Source organism: Thiolapillus sp. (genome assembly GCF_048562965.1).
GTDB lineage: Bacteria > Pseudomonadota > Gammaproteobacteria > Chromatiales > Chromatiaceae > Thiolapillus > Thiolapillus brandeum_A.
Map to the genome: position 1 here is coordinate 1 of NZ_JBHNMF010000034.1, position 16149 is coordinate 16149.

15 protein-coding genes and 1 pseudogene are annotated in these 16149 nt (G+C 56.8%); 7 read left to right on the forward strand and 9 right to left on the reverse strand.

What is annotated here, in order from left to right:
• The 3 genes from ACOCD2_RS03665 to ACOCD2_RS03675 all read left to right on the forward strand — a co-directional run.
• Window positions 1–236, forward strand: a 236-nt coding sequence (locus ACOCD2_RS03665; RefSeq protein ID WP_293701999.1) for a hypothetical protein, incomplete at its 5' end; no start/stop codon positions are given.
• Window positions 237–364: 128 nt separating this feature from the next.
• Window positions 365–1264 (forward strand): polyphosphate kinase 2, encoded by a 900-nt coding sequence (gene ppk2, locus ACOCD2_RS03670; RefSeq protein WP_293644988.1) that lies wholly within the window; start codon window positions 365–367, stop codon window positions 1262–1264.
• Complete coding sequence (locus ACOCD2_RS03675; RefSeq protein ID WP_293644986.1) at window positions 1264–1842, forward strand: Maf family protein; 579 nt, start codon at window positions 1264–1266, stop codon at window positions 1840–1842. The genes ppk2 and ACOCD2_RS03675 overlap by 1 nt, the downstream gene beginning before the upstream one ends.
• A 12-nt stretch (window positions 1843–1854) precedes the next feature.
• On the opposite strand, the gene ACOCD2_RS03680 is transcribed toward ACOCD2_RS03675, so the two are convergent.
• From ACOCD2_RS03680 to rluC, 3 genes are read right to left on the reverse strand one after another with little or no spacing between them, the layout of a single operon-like run.
• Window positions 1855–2277 carry a hypothetical protein gene (locus tag ACOCD2_RS03680; RefSeq protein WP_293644984.1) on the reverse strand — a complete coding sequence of 141 codons (423 nt, stop codon included), beginning with the start codon at window positions 2275–2277 and terminating at the stop codon, window positions 1855–1857.
• A 58-nt stretch (window positions 2278–2335) separates the two neighbouring features.
• Window positions 2336–2992, reverse strand: coding sequence for an HAD-IA family hydrolase (locus tag ACOCD2_RS03685; RefSeq protein ID WP_293644982.1), 657 nt, complete (start codon window positions 2990–2992; stop codon window positions 2336–2338).
• The gene (gene rluC / locus ACOCD2_RS03690; RefSeq protein ID WP_293644980.1) at window positions 2985–3929 is read right to left on the reverse strand and encodes a 23S rRNA pseudouridine(955/2504/2580) synthase RluC; all 945 of its coding nucleotides are present in this window, start codon (window positions 3927–3929) and stop codon (window positions 2985–2987) included. The genes ACOCD2_RS03685 and rluC overlap by 8 nt, the downstream gene beginning before the upstream one ends.
• 705 nt (window positions 3930–4634) lie before the next feature.
• Here rluC and rne point away from each other — a divergent pair.
• From rne to ACOCD2_RS03705, 3 genes are read left to right on the forward strand one after another with little or no spacing between them, the layout of a single operon-like run.
• Window positions 4635–7400, forward strand: coding sequence for a ribonuclease E (gene rne, locus ACOCD2_RS03695; RefSeq protein WP_293672416.1), 2766 nt, complete (start codon window positions 4635–4637; stop codon window positions 7398–7400).
• Between the two features lie 40 nt (window positions 7401–7440).
• Window positions 7441–8142, forward strand: a complete 702-nt coding sequence (locus tag ACOCD2_RS03700) for an MFS transporter (protein WP_293644976.1) — start codon at window positions 7441–7443, stop codon at window positions 8140–8142.
• Window positions 8126–8602 (forward strand): MFS transporter, encoded by a 477-nt coding sequence (locus tag ACOCD2_RS03705; protein ID WP_293644974.1) that lies wholly within the window; start codon window positions 8126–8128, stop codon window positions 8600–8602. Before ACOCD2_RS03700 ends, ACOCD2_RS03705 begins: the two co-directional genes overlap by 17 nt.
• Window positions 8603–8701: 99 nt before the next feature.
• Here ACOCD2_RS03705 and ACOCD2_RS03710 read toward each other — a convergent pair whose 3' ends face one another.
• The 6 genes from ACOCD2_RS03710 to ACOCD2_RS03735 form a co-directional block, all read right to left on the reverse strand.
• Window positions 8702–9193, reverse strand: coding sequence for a low molecular weight protein-tyrosine-phosphatase (locus ACOCD2_RS03710; RefSeq protein ID WP_293644972.1), 492 nt, complete (start codon window positions 9191–9193; stop codon window positions 8702–8704).
• On the reverse strand, window positions 9186–9395 hold the full coding sequence (locus ACOCD2_RS03715) for a CopZ family metallochaperone (protein WP_293644970.1): 210 nt from the start codon (window positions 9393–9395) through the stop codon (window positions 9186–9188). Before ACOCD2_RS03715 ends, ACOCD2_RS03710 begins: the two co-directional genes overlap by 8 nt.
• 8 nt (window positions 9396–9403) lie before the next feature.
• Window positions 9404–12358 carry a heavy metal translocating P-type ATPase gene (locus ACOCD2_RS03720; protein WP_293644968.1) on the reverse strand — a complete coding sequence of 985 codons (2955 nt, stop codon included), beginning with the start codon at window positions 12356–12358 and terminating at the stop codon, window positions 9404–9406.
• Between the two features lie 75 nt (window positions 12359–12433).
• Window positions 12434–12913, reverse strand: coding sequence for a DUF411 domain-containing protein (locus ACOCD2_RS03725; protein ID WP_293644966.1), 480 nt, complete (start codon window positions 12911–12913; stop codon window positions 12434–12436).
• 13 nt (window positions 12914–12926) lie between these two features.
• Entirely contained in the window at window positions 12927–13628 is a 702-nt protein-coding gene (locus ACOCD2_RS03730; protein ID WP_293644964.1) for a copper resistance protein B, read from the reverse strand.
• Window positions 13629–13639: 11 nt separating this feature from the next.
• Window positions 13640–15703 carry a copper resistance system multicopper oxidase gene (locus ACOCD2_RS03735; protein ID WP_293644962.1) on the reverse strand — a complete coding sequence of 688 codons (2064 nt, stop codon included), beginning with the start codon at window positions 15701–15703 and terminating at the stop codon, window positions 13640–13642.
• Window positions 15704–16026: 323 nt separating this feature from the next.
• Here ACOCD2_RS03735 and ACOCD2_RS03740 point away from each other — a divergent pair.
• Window positions 16027–16149: pseudogene (locus ACOCD2_RS03740) on the forward strand (IS5/IS1182 family transposase); the annotation flags it as partial.

Here is a 16149-nt window from a genome sequence, read left to right on the forward strand (position 1 = left end):
TGGTGGGTTATGGTCTGATCCAATTATTGGGCTATCTGGATGATCAGACCGTCAGGCAACTGTGTTGCCATTCGCCCTGGCGAAAGGACATTCCCACAACGGCAGGGCAGATCCGTAAAGGACTGCTACTGATTTTTCACCATGTCCCTGTCCGGCAGTGGTGGAACCGTAAATGCAGAAAATTCGAACCGCCCAATTGGCGAGGAAGTGAGCAGGATGCAGCAATCAGCGTATAGAACAAGCTCTAACGGGCAGTATGAACAAAATAGCAACTTTATTTCACCCGAAAATATACGGTGGAACAATGTTGCTTACTCTAAACTCTAGTTCAGTTAACAAATACCATATTAATGAGATCCCGAACATGGAAAACCAACTCATCGACGTAGACGGCCAGCAAATGACCGCGGACGAACTCATCGAAAAATACCACGATGCGAAGCATGCCGAACGCAAGCTGAAGAAAGCTGCCAAAAAAGCGCTGATGCGTCGCCGCCAGGAGCAGTCCCTCAAGCCCTATCAGGCCGAACTGATCAAGCTGCAACAGTTCATGGAGAACACCGGCAAACGCATGATAATCCTGTTCGAAGGACGTGATGCCTCCGGCAAGGGCGGCACTATCCGCCGGGTCACGCGCTACATGAACGAGAAGCATTACCGCGTCGTCGCCCTGGGCAAGCCCACCAACGAGCAGCGCAGCCAGTGGTTCTTCCAGCGTTATGTCACCCAGTTTCCACGTGGCGGCGAAGTGGTGCTGTTCGACCGCAGCTGGTACAACCGCGCCATGGTGGAACCCATCTTCGGTTTCTGCACCGCCGAAGAACACAAGAATTTCATGCGTGGCGTCGGCGGCTTCGAGAAAGACCTGGTGCGCCAGGGCACTATCCTGGTCAAACTGTATTTCAGCGTCACGAAGGATGAGCAGGAACGCCGGTTCGAGCGCCGCAAAACTGACCCCCTGCGCCAGTGGAAGCTGAGCGAGGTTGACGTACAGGCACAGGAGCGCTGGGATGACTTCACCACCCAGAAGTACGAGATGCTGAAGAAAACCCACACCACCCATGCACCCTGGACCGTGATCCGTTCCAACGACAAATACCTGGCACGCCTCAATGCCATGAAGGCTATCCTGAACGCGGTACCCTATGACCGCACCGAATCTGAGCTGGATTTCGTGCCGGACCCCGCCATCGTCATCTCCGGTGCACGCGAAGTGGAGATCATGGAAGCCGAACGCCTGCGCAAGGGCAAATTCACTTCCTGATGCAGGAACTGGTGCTCGGATCCACCTCGCCTTTCCGGCGCGAACTGCTGGAGAAGCTGGGCCTGCCTTTCTCTGCAGCAGCTCCCGACGTGGACGAAACCCGCCGTGAAGACGAATCACCCCGGGCGCTGGTATTGCGCCTTGCGGAAGCCAAGGCCAGAGCAGTGGCTGCCGCCCATCCGGAAGCACTGATCATCGGCTCGGATCAGGTCGCTTGTGTGGATGAACAGATTCTGGGCAAACCGGGCAACCGGGAAAAAGCCATTGCTCAGCTTGAATCCATGTCCGGGAAGACCGTCTGCTTCCATACCGGCCTGTGCCTGTACAATGCAGCCACCGGAAAGACACAGGTTGTCTGCGACGATTTCCGGGTACATTTCCGGCAACTCGGGCACGAACAGATAGTCCGCTACGTGGACAAGGAAGAACCCTTCGGCTGCGCGGGAAGTTTCAAGTCCGAAGGTCTGGGCATCGCGCTGTTCCGAAAGCTCGAAGGCGACGATCCCAACAGCCTTGTGGGTCTGCCCCTCATCCAACTGGTGTCCATGCTGGACAGGGAAGGCATCGCGCTTCCGTGAGTCCTTTGACGGCTATTCCAGCGCCCGAATGGCAGCCAGTGTCTCTTCCCGCAGATCATTGATGGCATTGTCAATATCTGCAACGGCCTTGTCTTCCCTTCCCAGTCCATCCCAGCTGTTTTTCCACACTTCGAACAGCTGGGCGGCCCCGGCAGACACGGGGACCGGCATCAAAGCACTCAGGTCCCGCAGCACCAGCACCACGGCCCAGCCATCCCGTGGGGTGTTGCGCTCCACAGCCTTGTCATAGTGGATGAGGTAGGTGATGCGCTCCAGTTCGCCCAGATTCTTGATAATTTCGAACCCGGCAAAGCGGATGTTGCGGTTGTTCTCGGTAAGTTCATTGCGCCAGGTGTTGTAGCCCAACGCAGAAAAAGCCACCAGCAGGCTGATGATCGCCAGAAGGTTGTTTTTGAATTGTGCCCGGATGTCCAAGTCGCCACTCCTTTTCAGTCGATAACAAGCAGACCCGTCAGATCACAGCATTATTCCGTTATTCCGGACGCGGCTCGTCCAGCCAGTGCAGAATCTGCTGCAGATCGTCCACCACAGCAAGCGCGCCCTGTTCACGCAGGCGTTCGGCACTGTGAACACCAAAGCTGACACCGATGGCATCACTGCCGGCATTGGCAGCCATCTGCATATCGTATTCCGTATCACCGATCATCAATGCCTGCACACTGTCCATCCCCAGCCTGTCGAGTACGTCGAGCAGAATCTGCGGATGGGGTTTGGAAAAGGCCTCATCCGCACAGCGGGTCGCATGAAAAAATTCTCCCAACCCGGTGTGCGCCAGTTCCATATCCAGCCCCCGGCGGCTCTTGCCTGTCGCCACGGCAAGGAAATAATCTCTGGCCACCAGTTCCCTCAACAGTTCCCGGGCGCCGGGGAACAGGGGCGACGGCTCTCTGTCCTCCTGCAGAAAATGCCTGCGATACTGTTGCGCCAGGGCATCCACCAGCGGCTCATCAGCTTCGGGAAACAAGCTGGCGACCGCCTGGTGCAGCCCCAGGCCGATGACATCCCGGGCGCGCTGAGCATCCGGTTCGGTCACACCCAAATCCCGGGCCGCCATCTGCAAACAGTACACAATGGTCGCTTCCGAATCCATGAGGGTACCGTCCCAGTCGAATACGATCAGTTCATACATGAAGTTTGTCCAATAATTCCTGCAGTTCCGGCGGAAGAGGTGCCTCGAAAGCATAGCCCTGTTCACGCTCTGGCCAGGGGAAGCGCAAACTGGCGGCATGGAGAAACAGACGTTTCAGGCCCAGATGGCGGAATTCACGGTTGGCCTGCTCATCGCCATACTTTTCGTCGCCGAGAATGGGAGTTCCCAGATACTGGGCATGTACGCGGATCTGGTGGGTTCGCCCTGTCTTGAGTTCCGCCTCCACCAGGGTGGCCCGGGAAAAACGCTGTACCACCCGGAATTCTGTGTGCGCATGCTTACCGGCAGCATCCACGCGCACCACCCGCTCACCGCTCTTGAGATTGTTCTTCTTCAGGGGAACCTTTACCTGTTGCCTGTCCTTGTTCCAGCGACCCGCAAGCAGGGCCAGATAACGTTTGCGTACCCGCCCCTCCCGCTGCAGTTGCTGCAGTGTGCGCAGCGCGCTGCGCTTCTTTGCCAGCATCAGGCAACCTGAAGTATCCCGGTCCAGGCGATGGGCCAGTTCCAGCGCCTTTTCCTGAGGCCGGCTGGCGCGCAACAATTCGATCACGCCGAAGGAAATACCACTGCCGCCGTGCACAGCCAGACCTGATTCTTTATTTATAATTAACAATAAATTATCTTCATATATTATTGATTTTTCTATTTTATCTATTTGCCATTGGGGCGGTTTTCCCACCTCAGAAGCCTCTGGCAGACGCACGGGTGGTATGCGCACCACGTCACCCGCCACCAGCCTTCGACCAGCCTTGACCCTGCCTTTATTGACACGAACCTCACCTTTGCGCAACAGCCTGTATATCAGGGTTCTGGGTACACCTTTCAACTCCCGCAGAAGAAAATTGTCGATGCGTTGCCCATCGCCCCGTTCATCGACGGTAACATGGCGCACTTTCACGGGTTTCTGGCTCATGACATGGATAAAAACGGCACAGGTGAAGCGCGATTATACGCGTTTGGTGCTCCCCTCATCCAAAACCTTCGGTCACGCGGCTTACCCTGCAGATGCCAGACAGAGTAATACGCTATGTTTTCAATGAGTTGATGCAACTGCCTGCCAGCAATGTTCAGAACTGTGCACATTTCCCGTGAAATCAAGCCATATAGTTTGAACTATGTTGCTGATTTTTGGTATATTTCACCCACCGAAGACAACGCTGTTGTCTTCCTGCAAGCAGGATTTTCCGGCAATCCGTGTAAACGGAGTGTCACAAGGGCACCAACAGTCCCGCCGCAACTCAGGCTAGATACTGCGGCAGAACTGAAAAACGCTGCCCTTAACTGGAAGCCCCATGACCGGGTTTCACGCAAGACGAGATCACTATTTACGGGTAGTGATCATGGATAGCTAATTTTGAGTTGTATGGAGTGCCTGACCGGGACCCGGAGTGGTTGCCGGCGCACAGAGGAAAACCGCATATTTGCTGCGGTCGTACATGTAACGGCCGCCGAAGGAACACAAGGAGCCACCGGATACAACCCCGGAATGCTCGCCCATATGCCTGATGGCGCAGAATGACACTGTGCAGACCATGCCGCGACGCATGCTGCAGCCCCTTCTGTAAGCCCTTCCCTGTCCGAAGCACGCCGTGTAGCTCTTCACAGGACAAAACATAACATGAAAAGAATGCTGATTAATGCAACTCAGCCAGAAGAGTTGCGCGTGGCTATCGTTGATGGCCAGAAACTCTACAACCTGGATATTGAAACCCCAGGCCGCGAACGCAAGAAGGCCAATATCTACAAGGGAAAAATCACACGTGTCGAACCCAGTCTGGAAGCCGCATTCATCGACTACGGATCGGAACGCCACGGTTTCCTGCCACTGAAGGAAGTCGCCCACAGTTACTTCGACCCGAAATCCCTGGAAGGCAACAAACGTCCCAGCATCCGCGAAGCACTGCATGAAGGTCAGGAAATTATTTTCCAGATCGAAAAGGAGGAACGCGGCAACAAGGGTGCAGCCCTGACCACTTTTATCTCCCTGGCAGGACGTTATCTGGTGCTCATGCCCAACAACCCCCGGGCGGGGGGCGTATCACGGCGTATCGAGGGTCAGGAACGCACCGAACTGAAAAAAGCCATGAGCCAGCTCGAAGTGCCGGAAGGCATGGGGCTTATCGTGCGCACCGCCGGTGTGGGCAAGAGCGCCGAAGAACTGCAGTGGGACCTCGATTACCTGCTGCAGCTGTGGTCCGCCATCGAAGCATCCACCAAGGAGCGCAAGGCGCCTTTCCTGGTCTATCAGGACAGCAACGTCATTATCCGCTCCATGCGTGATTACCTGCGTGCGGATATCGGCGAGATTCTCATCGACAGCCCGGAAATCTATGCCCAGGCCCGTGAATTCATCGAACAGGTGATGCCCCGGTATCTGAACAAGCTGCATCACTACGAGGATGAAGTACCCCTGTTCTCCCGCTATCAGATCGAATCCCAGATCGAGACCGCCTTTCAGCGTGAAGTACGTCTGCCATCCGGCGGCTCCATCGTCATCGATCCCACGGAAGCACTGACCTCCATCGACATCAACTCCGCCCGCGCCACCAAGGGCAGCAATATCGAAGACACGGCGCTGACCACCAACCTCGAAGCTTCCGAAGAAATCGCACGTCAGCTGCGTTTGCGGGATATGGGCGGCCTGTTCGTCATCGACTATATCGACATGCGCCCCTCCAAGAACCAGCGCCAGGTGGAAAACCGCCTGCGCGAAGCCATGAAGGAAGACCGCGCCCGGGTGCAGATCGGTCGCATCTCCCGTTTCGGCCTTATGGAAATGTCACGCCAGCGATTGCGCCCCTCCCTGGGAGAATCAGCACACCAGGTCTGCCCGCGCTGTGATGGCCAGGGACATATCCGTGATGTGGAATCCCTGGCCCTTTCCATCCTGCGCATCATCGAGGAAGAAGCCCTGAAGGAAAACACCGGGCGGGTGCAGGCACAGCTGCCGGTCGAAGTGGCCACCTTCCTGCTCAACGAGAAACGCCAGCCGATTTCCGAAGTGGAACAGCGCCACAACATCGACGTGGTCCTCATTCCCAACAAGCATCTGGATACCCCCCACTACAGTATCGAGCGCATCCGTCGCCAGGATCTGCCCAACGACGGTGAGTCCAGCTACAACATGATCGCCGAGCCGGACGTCGCCGCGACTGCGAGCCAGGAACAGCAGCGCAAGCGCATCGAACAGCCTGCCGTGCAAAACATCAAACCTGCTGCCAGGCAGGCGCCACCGCCCACCGCAGAAGAAAGCACTCCCGCCAAAAAGCCGGAAGGCGGCATTATCAAGCGTCTGTTCTCGATTTTTACCTCAGCGGAGGAGGAAGAACCCGCCAGGAAAGAAGAAGAGAAAAAACCCAAAAAAGCACAAAACCGCAGCGGCGGGCCGAAAAACCGCAATGGTAACCGACGCAGGAACAGCAACCGCGGCAAGCAGGACAACAAGAAGAGCGACGACAAGACTGCACAGAAAAAAAGCAAGCCTCAGCAGAAAAAAACAGCTGCAAAGCAGGCCAAATCCTCTGATCAGGCACCCGCACAGGAAAAGACGGATTCAGGCAGCGAGAAGAAAGATCAGAACAGCCGCAACACACAGAAACGTGGCCGCAGGGGTGGGCGCGGCCGCGGACGGGGGCCCGGAACCCGTCAGAGCCAGGTTCGCCAGCAGAACGCTGACGATCAGGCCACTCCGGAAGCCTCTCAGCAAAAGCAGGAGAAGGCAGCTCAGCCTCCTGCGTCTGAGAAAACAGAGCAGCAGCCTGCATCCAGGGCAAAGGAGCCCCGCAAGGAAAGCGGCAAAGACACCGCTGAACCCAAAGTCAAGCGCACCATTTCATCTGGCAGTCTGAAATCAAAATCTTCCGTACCCCGGCTGGATGACCTGAAGAAAGACAAACCTGAAACAACAGAAAAAAAGCCTGTGAAAGAGCAGGAAAAGTCTTCGCCGGACACGGAAAAAAAGGTGGAGAAAACCACTGCTGCCCAAAGCCCTACAGTACAGAAGACTCCGGACACAGTGGCACCGCCGAAACCTGCCAGTGAAAAAGCACTTGCAGCCCCTGAAGCAGAACCAATAAAGGAAAAAGCAGCCACAGCCAGTGCAACCGCAGCAGCCACTGCGACCGGCACTCAGAAAGAAACCAAGGCAGCTGATACCGCCAAAACCGAAGAAAAGCCAAAACCCAAGACAACCAAGAAAAAGGTAGCCAAAAAGAAAACCACCAAGAAAAAGGCTGTCGCCAAAAAGAAAATCGTCAGCGATGACAAGGACAGCACGTCAGAACCGAAGACGGCACCCCCCCCGGCTGAAAAGCCTGCTGCCGCCCCAAAGATCAAAGCGGCTTCTGAAGAACCCGAGAAGAAAACCGTCAAGGAAGAAGACTAGCTAAGCACAGCCCCCGGTATACCGCTGACACTCAACAACTATGTTCAGCTTACCCAAAACCGTCATCATCCTAGGCCTGGTGTCGTTTTTGAACGATACCGCCAGCGAGATGATCACCCCTTTGCTGCCCCTGTTTCTGACTGCAACCCTGGGGGCCGGTCCTGCCATCGTCGGTTTGATCGAGGGTGTCGCCGAGGCTACCGCCAGTCTCCTGAAACTGGCTTCGGGACGCCTGGTGGACCGGGGCTGGAACCATAAGAGATTGGTGCTGGGCGGCTACAGTGTATCCAACCTGGCACGCCCGCTGATTGGTGTCGCTCTTGGCTGGACCTGGGTACTGATACTGCGCTTTCTCGACCGTGTCGGCAAAGGTATCCGCACATCGCCCCGCGATGCCCTGATCGCGGCCAGCACAAACAAGGCGACAATGGGCCGCTCTTTTGGCTTTCATCGTGCACTGGACAATGCCGGAGCCATGGTCGGTCCTCTGCTGGCCTTTGGGCTGCTCAGTGCAAACCTGCCGTTGCAGCATGTCTTTCTCTGGTCGCTGATACCGGGCCTGTTGGTACTGGCCCTCTTGATCTGGGGGTTGGATGGCACCACACTCCCGGTTGAAAATGCAGACAGGTCGCCGTGGCGCTGGTCGATGCTGGATCGTCGCGTGCGTAGCCTGATCATTGCTGCAGGTGGCCTGGCCCTGGCCAGTGCACCCGAGGCTTTTACTGGTGCTTTGGGCCAATGATCGCGGACTGGCCATTGCCTGGGTGCCCCTGGTCTGGGCCGGCGCCAGCGCTGTCAAGGCCATCGTTGCAGGGCCGGCCGGTGCACTGTCGGATTATTTCGGCCGGGTGCCACTGCTGCTGGCTGGCTGGGGGCTGCGGATCGCACTGCTCATCGCCCTGGCTTTCACGGCCCATGGACAGGGCGAGGCGTTGACATGGACGCTCTTTCTTCTCTATGGCGGCGCGCTTGCCATGACAGAAGGTGTCGAGCGCGCCCTTATCGGCGATTTCAGCCACGCCTCACAAAGAGGCACCGCATTCGGCCTGTACCACATGACAACCGGACTGGCGGCATTGCCCGGCGCCCTGCTGTTTGGTGTGCTGTGGCAAGGCTTTGGCGCCGCCACCGCCTTTGTCATCGCCGCCATCATCGCGGCGCTATCGACATTCATGTTGCTTCATTCGACCAGAACAACCTGATATGGCAGCAGTGCTTAAAACAGAGAGTTCTTTCCAAAGGGTACGGGACAACTCTCCAGTATTGAACCCATCGGGTTCTTTAACTTTCCGCGAAGACAGCTATGACAGATGACGCTGGCGTATATCCTCCAGCAATCCGCGGGAAGCTTCTTCGATCATGTCGAATACCTGTTCGAAACCGCGATCACCACCGTAGTAAGGATCAGGCACTTCCGGTATGCCATAGTCCGGCGCATAGTCCATGAACAGACGCAACTTCTCCTCGGCGCCCGCCGGGCAAAGCTGATTCAGGATATCCATGTTCTCATTGTCCATGGCCAGGACATAGTCGAAACGCTGAAAGTCTTCCGTTTCTACCTGTCGTCCCCGCAGATCCGAAAGGTCCAGGTTCCTGCTCAGCGCCGTCGCCTGCGCGCGGCTATCCGGCGGTGAACCTACATGATAGGCATGGGTTCCAGCCGAATCGATTTCGATCAGGGAATCAAGCCCCTCATCCCGCACGATTTTGCGAAAAACACCATGGGCGGTAGGAGAACGGCAGATGTTGCCCATGCAAACAAAGAGTACGCTGACCGAAGACGCCTTACTCATCGACAACAGCCTCGTAGCCCGCCTCCTTCACGGCTGCGACCAACGCCATGGCATCTGCATCACCCTTGACCACTGCACCACCGGGTTCCAAGGAGACTTCCGCTGATTCCACGCCGGGTACGGCTTCCAGGCTTTTCTTGGTATGGGCGACACAATGGCCGCAGGTCATACCGGTAATATTCAGTTTGATTTCTTTGGACATGGATACACCTATTTCTGGGGTTTGAAAAAACGCAGCCGATTGGCATTGGTCACTACGGTTACCGAGGACAAAGCCATGGCTGCACTGGCGAACATGGGTTCCAGCATCCAGCCCGTCAGGGGATAGAGCACACCCGCGGCCAGTGGAATGCCGGTGACATTATAAATGAAGGCGCCAAACAGGTTCTGCTTGATGTTACGCAATGTTGCCGTGGAGATGGCGATGGCAGTGCTGACATTGGCCAGTGAATCACCGGCCAAGGTGATGTCGGCATTGTCGATGGCCACGTCCGTGCCACTGCCGATGGCAAAACTGGTATCCGCTTGGGCCAGCGCCGGCGCATCGTTTACTCCATCACCTACCATGCCCACCTTGTAGCCCTTCTCCTGGAGGGCCTTTACCACGTTCAGCTTGTCTTCTGGCATGACCTCGCTGTGCACTTCGGAAATGCCAAGCTGCCGTGCGACAGCCCTGGCGGTAATTTCGTTGTCGCCCGTGCACATGACCAGAGTGATATCAAGCTTCTGCAACACCTGGACAGCATTGGGTGTATCTTCACGCACGGGATCCTTGAGCACCAGCAGACCACTCAGCTTCCCACCACTGCCCAGCCAGATAGGCGTACCGCCCAGTTCTGCTTCCCGCTCTGCCGTCTTCTGCAGTTCGTCGGGAATCCCGATAGCGTTGTCTTGCAGAAAATGCTGATTGCCCAGCACGGCTATCTCATCATTGATGCGCGCCTGAATGCCGCGTCCGGACACGGCCAGGAAATCATCTGCTTCAAGTAGAGACAGGTTTTTGTCGCTGGCTGCCTTGTTGATGGCCTCCGCCAGGGGGTGTTCCGACTGGCTTTCCAGGCTGGCAGCGAGCGCCAGCAGGTCATCTTCCTGCCGGTCACCATGGGGATATATTCCCGTCACCTGTGGGCGTCCCTGGGTGAGTGTGCCCGTCTTGTCCACGACCAGGTGGGTGAGATGGGAGGCGCTCTGCAACGCTTCACTGTTTCGTATGAGGATGTTCAGCTGGGCTGCCCTGCCCGTACCCATCATGATGGCGATAGGCGTGGCCAGCCCCAGGGCGCAGGGGCAGGCGATGACCAGCACCGCGATGCCCGCAGTGAGCGCGAAGGCCAGGGAAGGTTCTGGCCCCACGAAATACCAGACTGCGAAAGCGGCGATGGCAATGAGTATGACGATGGGAACGAATACCGCCGAGACCCTGTCCACCAGGCGGGCAATGGCCGGCTTGCTCAGCTGCGCCTTTTTCACCATCTCGATGATGTGTGAGAGGGTGGTTTCACTGGCGGGCTTGCTCACTTCAAGCACGAAGCTGCCGTTCAGGTTGCGGGTGCCGCCAATTACGTCGTCGCCGGCTTTTTTCTCCACGGGAATGGGTTCACCCGTAAGCATGGCCTCATCCACGGATGAACTGCCTTCTCTTACGGCACCGTCGATCGGCACTGTCTCTCCTGGACGCACGCGCAACCGATCACCGGGGCGCAGGAGGGATACGGGCAATTCCACTTCCGTGTCATCCATCAGTAGCCTGGCTGTCTTGGGCGCCAGCTTCAACAGAGAACCGATAGCTTCGCTGGTGGTACGCTTGGCGCGAACCTCCAGGGCATGGCCCAGTTGCAGAAAAGAGAGGATCAGCACCGCTGCATCCAGGTAAAGCTTGGGTTCCCCCGGTATGAAATTGGGATTGATGATAAAGATAACGGACGACAGCCAGGCGGCTGATGTACCCAGGGCAACCAGGGTATCCATGTTGGCGGAAAAATGCCGTGCCTGCTTGATGGCCGTACTGTAATAGTTGCGTCCGCTGTACCACATGGTGAACAGCACGATGAGGGCAATCCCTCCCCACAGTACCTGGCCACTGAGACCGAGAGGTGTTTCAGGGTCGGAGACATGCGGCAGCAGGCCACTGAATTCACCGGCAATCAGCAGGCCACCGACCAGACCGGCTACCAGGGCACGCCGCCAGGAGCGTTTGATCTCCTGCTGCGCCTTCTCTGCCTGCTCCACATAGGGATCGACAAACTGTTCCTCAACCGTCGCCTGTATGCCACGTTCCCGCAGCTGCAACACCAGCCGGGCCGGATGAACACCGGTCTTCACGGTGACGGCGGGCCAGTGCTCTTCGTTTATGCTTGCATCCGTTTCTCCGGCTTCTTTGAGAAGCTCTTTCAGCAGCCGGATTGCCTGCGCTGCACCGGCATCGTCTGGAAATACCAGTCGGAATTCGTTGGGAGAGGTATGCCTCTCACGCAGATGCGCCTCGTAACCCTGATCGACAATGGCATCGATGACAGCCTGGGAATCACCGCCATGAACGATGGCATTCTTTTCCAGCAGATTGACCACCGCATCCCGCACGCCAGGTACGGCACGGATGGCCTTCTCCACCGTTGCCACGCAGCTGGAGCAGGTCATATCGCCGATAGCCAGTTCGTAGCCATCATCCTGTGCCTGTGTTTGCAACAGCCGGGCCGGATAGCCCTGATCCACGACAGCGTCGATCACCACCTGTGGATCACCGCCCACGACTTCGGCCGTCTGGTTGACCAGATCGACAACTGCTTCCGTCACACCTTCTACGGAAAGAATCGCCTTCTCCACACGGCCCACGCAACTGGTGCAGGTCATGTCGCTCACCTGCAAGGTGTAGGCATTGCCCGGCGATTTCAGTGGCGCTGTGTCGGCAGCATCCGGCAAGGGACAGCTTTCCGGAATATCCGGCAGTGGTGCCGCCTCATAACCGGCCTTGCCGATGGCTTCGATGACCTCGTGAGGACGCCCCCCCTTCACTAGGACAGTGCCGGCATCAAGATCGACTTCGGCCCCGGTGACTCCCGCGACGGACAATGCCGCCTTTTCGACGTGTCCTGAACAATGGGCACAGGTCATGCCCTGCACTTTCAGGCGGTATTCACCGGGTATGGCGACTTCTTCAACTTGCATCTGGTACTACCTTCATTTGTAAGCACTCTGAATCGGGCACAAGCGGGAAAGCTGTTTCAGCTTCCCCGCCCTTGATCAGCGACTGGCGTAGATGCCAGTCTTACCGGAGTCGGTAAAACTGATCACATCATAGGGGTCCTTGCGGAATCCTTCCATGCCGGGTGATCCCATAGGCATACCGGGAACAGCCACACCGGCAATTTCCGGTTGCTCTTCCAGGAGCTGCCTGACCACATCAGCGGGTACATGGCCCTCGACAACATAGCCTCCCACTTTGGCCGTATGACAGGAACGCAACCGGCGCGGCACACCGTATTCATCCTTCTTTGGTGTGACATTGTACTGTTCATGCACTTCCACGCTGAAAACGTTTTCACGCATGTGGGAAACCCATTTCTTGCAGCAGCCGCAGGTTGGGCTCTTGTATACCACCACGTCAGCAGCCTGGGCTGTTTTCGGCGAAAGCAGCCAGGAACCGCCCACGACGATGCTGCTCAGCAGAATCACGAGGGCGAATACCTGTTGCATGCTGCGCTTCTTGTTTCTCTTGCTCATTCCATTTCTCCAATCAGAACCACAGGCGGAAGCCTGCGACAAATTCGACATCACTGGTATCCCCGCCTTCGGCTTTTGCATAGTCGGCGGTGTTGCCATACTTGCCCCACCAGACGACGCCGATATAGGGTGCAAATTCACGCACGATTTCGTAACGCAGCCGCAAACCCAGCTCCATATCCGAAAGCCCGGAACCCACGCCCACTTCCTCATCGTCCTTGCTGTAGAGGTTCATCTCCAGTTCAGGCGAAAGAATCAGTTTCTGCGTGAACAGGTACTCATACTCCACGGACAGGGCGGCAGCAAGCCGGCCGGATTCACCCACATAGGCGGTGGCATCGACTTCGAACAGATAGGGTGCCAGCCCCTTGGCGCCGAAGGCAAACCAGTCACGGCTTGGCTCTGGCCGGAAATCATGACGCCAGCCCGCCTGAAGATCCCAGAACGGGGCAATCGCACGGCTGTAGAGCACTTCGACATTTCCCTCTTCCGTACCGTCTTCGGTCTGCTCGCCCTCGCTCTTGATCCAGAGCTTGTTCAGGTCCTTGCCAGCCCAGGCCTGGGCATCCCAGATCAGGTTGGTACCATTGTCCGTATCACGGAACTCCAGCTTGTCCATTTTCAGCATGAACAGAAAGGGATCATCATTCATGCCACCCGCAACAGCACTTCCGCTCACGCCCAGCGCCAGTATCATCGTATAGATCTTTTTCATTTTACGTCTCCTCAACTGACCTGAACTTCACGGAACATGCCCAGCATGTGATACAACAGATGGCAGTGATAAGCCCATCCTCCTTCCGCATCCACGGTCACCCGGTAGCTGATACGGGAACCCGGTTGCACGATCACAGTGTGCTTGCGCGGGATGAAATCGTTGTCGCCAGTCTCCAGATCACTCCACATGCCATGCAGATGCATGGGGTGGTTCATCATGGTGTCGTTGACGAAGGTAATGCGCAAACGCTCGCCCATTTTCCATCGCAAGGGTTCGGCATCGTTGAATTTCACACCATTCATCGACCACATGTAGCGCCCCATGTTGCCGGTGAGATGCAGCTGAATCTCCCTGTCGGGATCACGCGGGTCGTTGGTACCGCGCAGATTCTTGAGATCGGCATAGGTCAATACCCGCCGACCGTTGTTTCGCAAGCCGACACCCGGATCACTGAGGCGGTATTGCGGCGCCTGCGCACGCATATCGACCTGGGGTCCGTATTCCGTGGGTGCATGAATCACCTTGCCGGAGCTGAAATCCGAAGGATGCACGGGCTTGGCGGAAGCTGCCATCTGATGCTGGCTGTGGTCCATGCCTTTCATGTCACCACCGCCCATCTGCATTTTGCTGTGGTCCATGCCAGCCATGTCGCCACCGCCCATCTGCATCTTGCTGTGGTCCATACCCTGCATATCGCCACTGCCCATCTGCATCTTGCTGTGGTCCATACCCTGCATGTCACCACCACCCATCTGCATCTTGCTGTGGTCCACACCCTGCATATCGCCACCGCCCGTCTGCATCTTGCTGTGGTCCATACCCTGCATATCGCCACCGCCCATCTGCATCTTGCTGTGGTCCATGCCAGCCATGTTCATGCCACCCATATCATGCATGTCGTGTCCCATGCTGCTCATGTCCATACCCATATCGGTATGAGTAAGATTGGGAACAGGATCCATGGGAGGCACTTCAGCCGTCATTGAAGGATCCGGTGTCAGGGTTCCCCGGGCATAGCCGGAACGGTCTATCGACTGGGCGAAGATGGAATACGCACCGTCATCCGGCTCCACGATCACATCATAGGTTTCTGCCACACCAATACGGAACTCGTCCACGGAAACAGGTTGTACATACTGGCCGTCTGCTGCGACCACAGTCATCTTCAGGCCGGGAATACGCACATCGAAAAAGCTCATGGCCGAACCGTTGATGAAACGCAGACGCACCTTCTCACCCTTGCGGAAAAGGCCAGTCCAGCCATCTGCCGGTGTCTGCCCGTTCATCAGGTAGGTGTAGGTATAACCGCTTACGTCGGCCAGATCGCGCTGGCTCATGCGCATCTGCATCCACATCTTGCGCTCGGACCAGGTGCGTGCCAGGCCCTTTTCCTTGAGATCCCTCATCAGGTCTTTGTGGGTGCGCTCATTGAAATTGTAGTAGTGGCTGAGCTTCTTCAGCTTGGCATAGACCACCGTGGGGTCTTCATCGGTCCAGTCAGACAGCATGACCACGTAGTCACGGTCATAGGTGAACGGTTCAGGCTCGATGGGATCCACGATGATGGGACCGTACAGCCCGGTCTGCTCCTGAAAGCCGGAATGGCTGTGATACCAGTAGGTTCCGCTCTGCACCAGCTTGAAGCGGTATTCATGAGTGGTTCCCGGTGCGATGCCCGGAAAACCGTCGGATATGTTGGGTACACCGTCCATGCGGCTGGGCAGTATGATGCCATGCCAGTGTATGGAACTGCTTTCGGGCAGGTTGTTCTTCACCCGCAAGGTGACAGTGTCGCCTTCCTTCCAGCGCAGGACAGGCGCAGGCAGTGAACCGTTGACGGTCGTGGCAATGCGTGGCGTCCCCGTAAAATTGACTGCCTGCTCGGCGATGGTCAGATCAAAGTCCGTACCCGTGAGGGTGGGTATCTTCTGCTGCTGATCGGTATTGGCCCACAGGGCACGGGAGGTCAGCCCCATGCTGGCGGCAACACCACCCATGGCCATGCCCTGGACGAAGCGCCGGCGTGACAGGGACAGACCTGCCCCCGGAATAGCTGTTTTCTTGTTTCTCATGTAATTGATTCCTCTGCATTTCAGATACGCCAGGCGCACTGAACAAGCGTGTCTTCGGCCTCGTGATAGATTTTGGGACATCCCAGTCCCCAAAATCGACTCGGCCTTTGACAACCTATTTGTTCCCCAGCCGTCCTGGTCACCAAGCACTACGCAACAACTTCGCAAGCTCGTTGCTGCTCCGTACTTGCCTCCCAATGACTGGACGCCGCGTTCGGAGGCCTACTTTGTTTTCCCTCTGGCGCAAGGCACGCCGGGAAAACAGTGCGGCCTCGCGGCTACTGGGGTCTACCAGCCTTCGCTTCGCTCTCCATGGCTGGCAGCGGAAGATTCGCAAACGAATCGAGGAATGTTTTGGCTGGCTCAAAACCGTAGGCGGATTGCGCAAGAGTCGCTTTGTGGGTCGCGAGAAACTGGAATTTCAGTTTGTCATGAGTTTTGCGGCC

What these genes read in the sequence shown, in the direction of transcription:
- rluC (WP_293644980.1), bottom strand. Translation starts at nt 3,929, where the DNA reads ATGAGCCAGAAACCCGTGAAAGTGCGCCATGTTACCGTCGATGAACGG.
- rne (WP_293672416.1), top strand. Translation starts at nt 4,635, where the DNA reads ATGAAAAGAATGCTGATTAATGCAACTCAGCCAGAAGAGTTGCGCGTG.
- ACOCD2_RS03730 (WP_293644964.1), bottom strand. Translation starts at nt 13,628, where the DNA reads ATGAAAAAGATCTATACGATGATACTGGCGCTGGGCGTGAGCGGAAGT.
- ACOCD2_RS03675 (WP_293644986.1), top strand. Translation starts at nt 1,264, where the DNA reads ATGCAGGAACTGGTGCTCGGATCCACCTCGCCTTTCCGGCGCGAACTG.
- ppk2 (WP_293644988.1), top strand. Translation starts at nt 365, where the DNA reads ATGGAAAACCAACTCATCGACGTAGACGGCCAGCAAATGACCGCGGAC.
- ACOCD2_RS03735 (WP_293644962.1), bottom strand. Translation starts at nt 15,703, where the DNA reads ATGAGAAACAAGAAAACAGCTATTCCGGGGGCAGGTCTGTCCCTGTCA.
- ACOCD2_RS03685 (WP_293644982.1), bottom strand. Translation starts at nt 2,992, where the DNA reads ATGTATGAACTGATCGTATTCGACTGGGACGGTACCCTCATGGATTCG.
- ACOCD2_RS03710 (WP_293644972.1), bottom strand. Translation starts at nt 9,193, where the DNA reads ATGAGTAAGGCGTCTTCGGTCAGCGTACTCTTTGTTTGCATGGGCAAC.
- ACOCD2_RS03700 (WP_293644976.1), top strand. Translation starts at nt 7,441, where the DNA reads ATGTTCAGCTTACCCAAAACCGTCATCATCCTAGGCCTGGTGTCGTTT.
- ACOCD2_RS03725 (WP_293644966.1), bottom strand. Translation starts at nt 12,913, where the DNA reads ATGAGCAAGAGAAACAAGAAGCGCAGCATGCAACAGGTATTCGCCCTC.
- ACOCD2_RS03720 (WP_293644968.1), bottom strand. Translation starts at nt 12,358, where the DNA reads ATGCAAGTTGAAGAAGTCGCCATACCCGGTGAATACCGCCTGAAAGTG.
- ACOCD2_RS03715 (WP_293644970.1), bottom strand. Translation starts at nt 9,395, where the DNA reads ATGTCCAAAGAAATCAAACTGAATATTACCGGTATGACCTGCGGCCAT.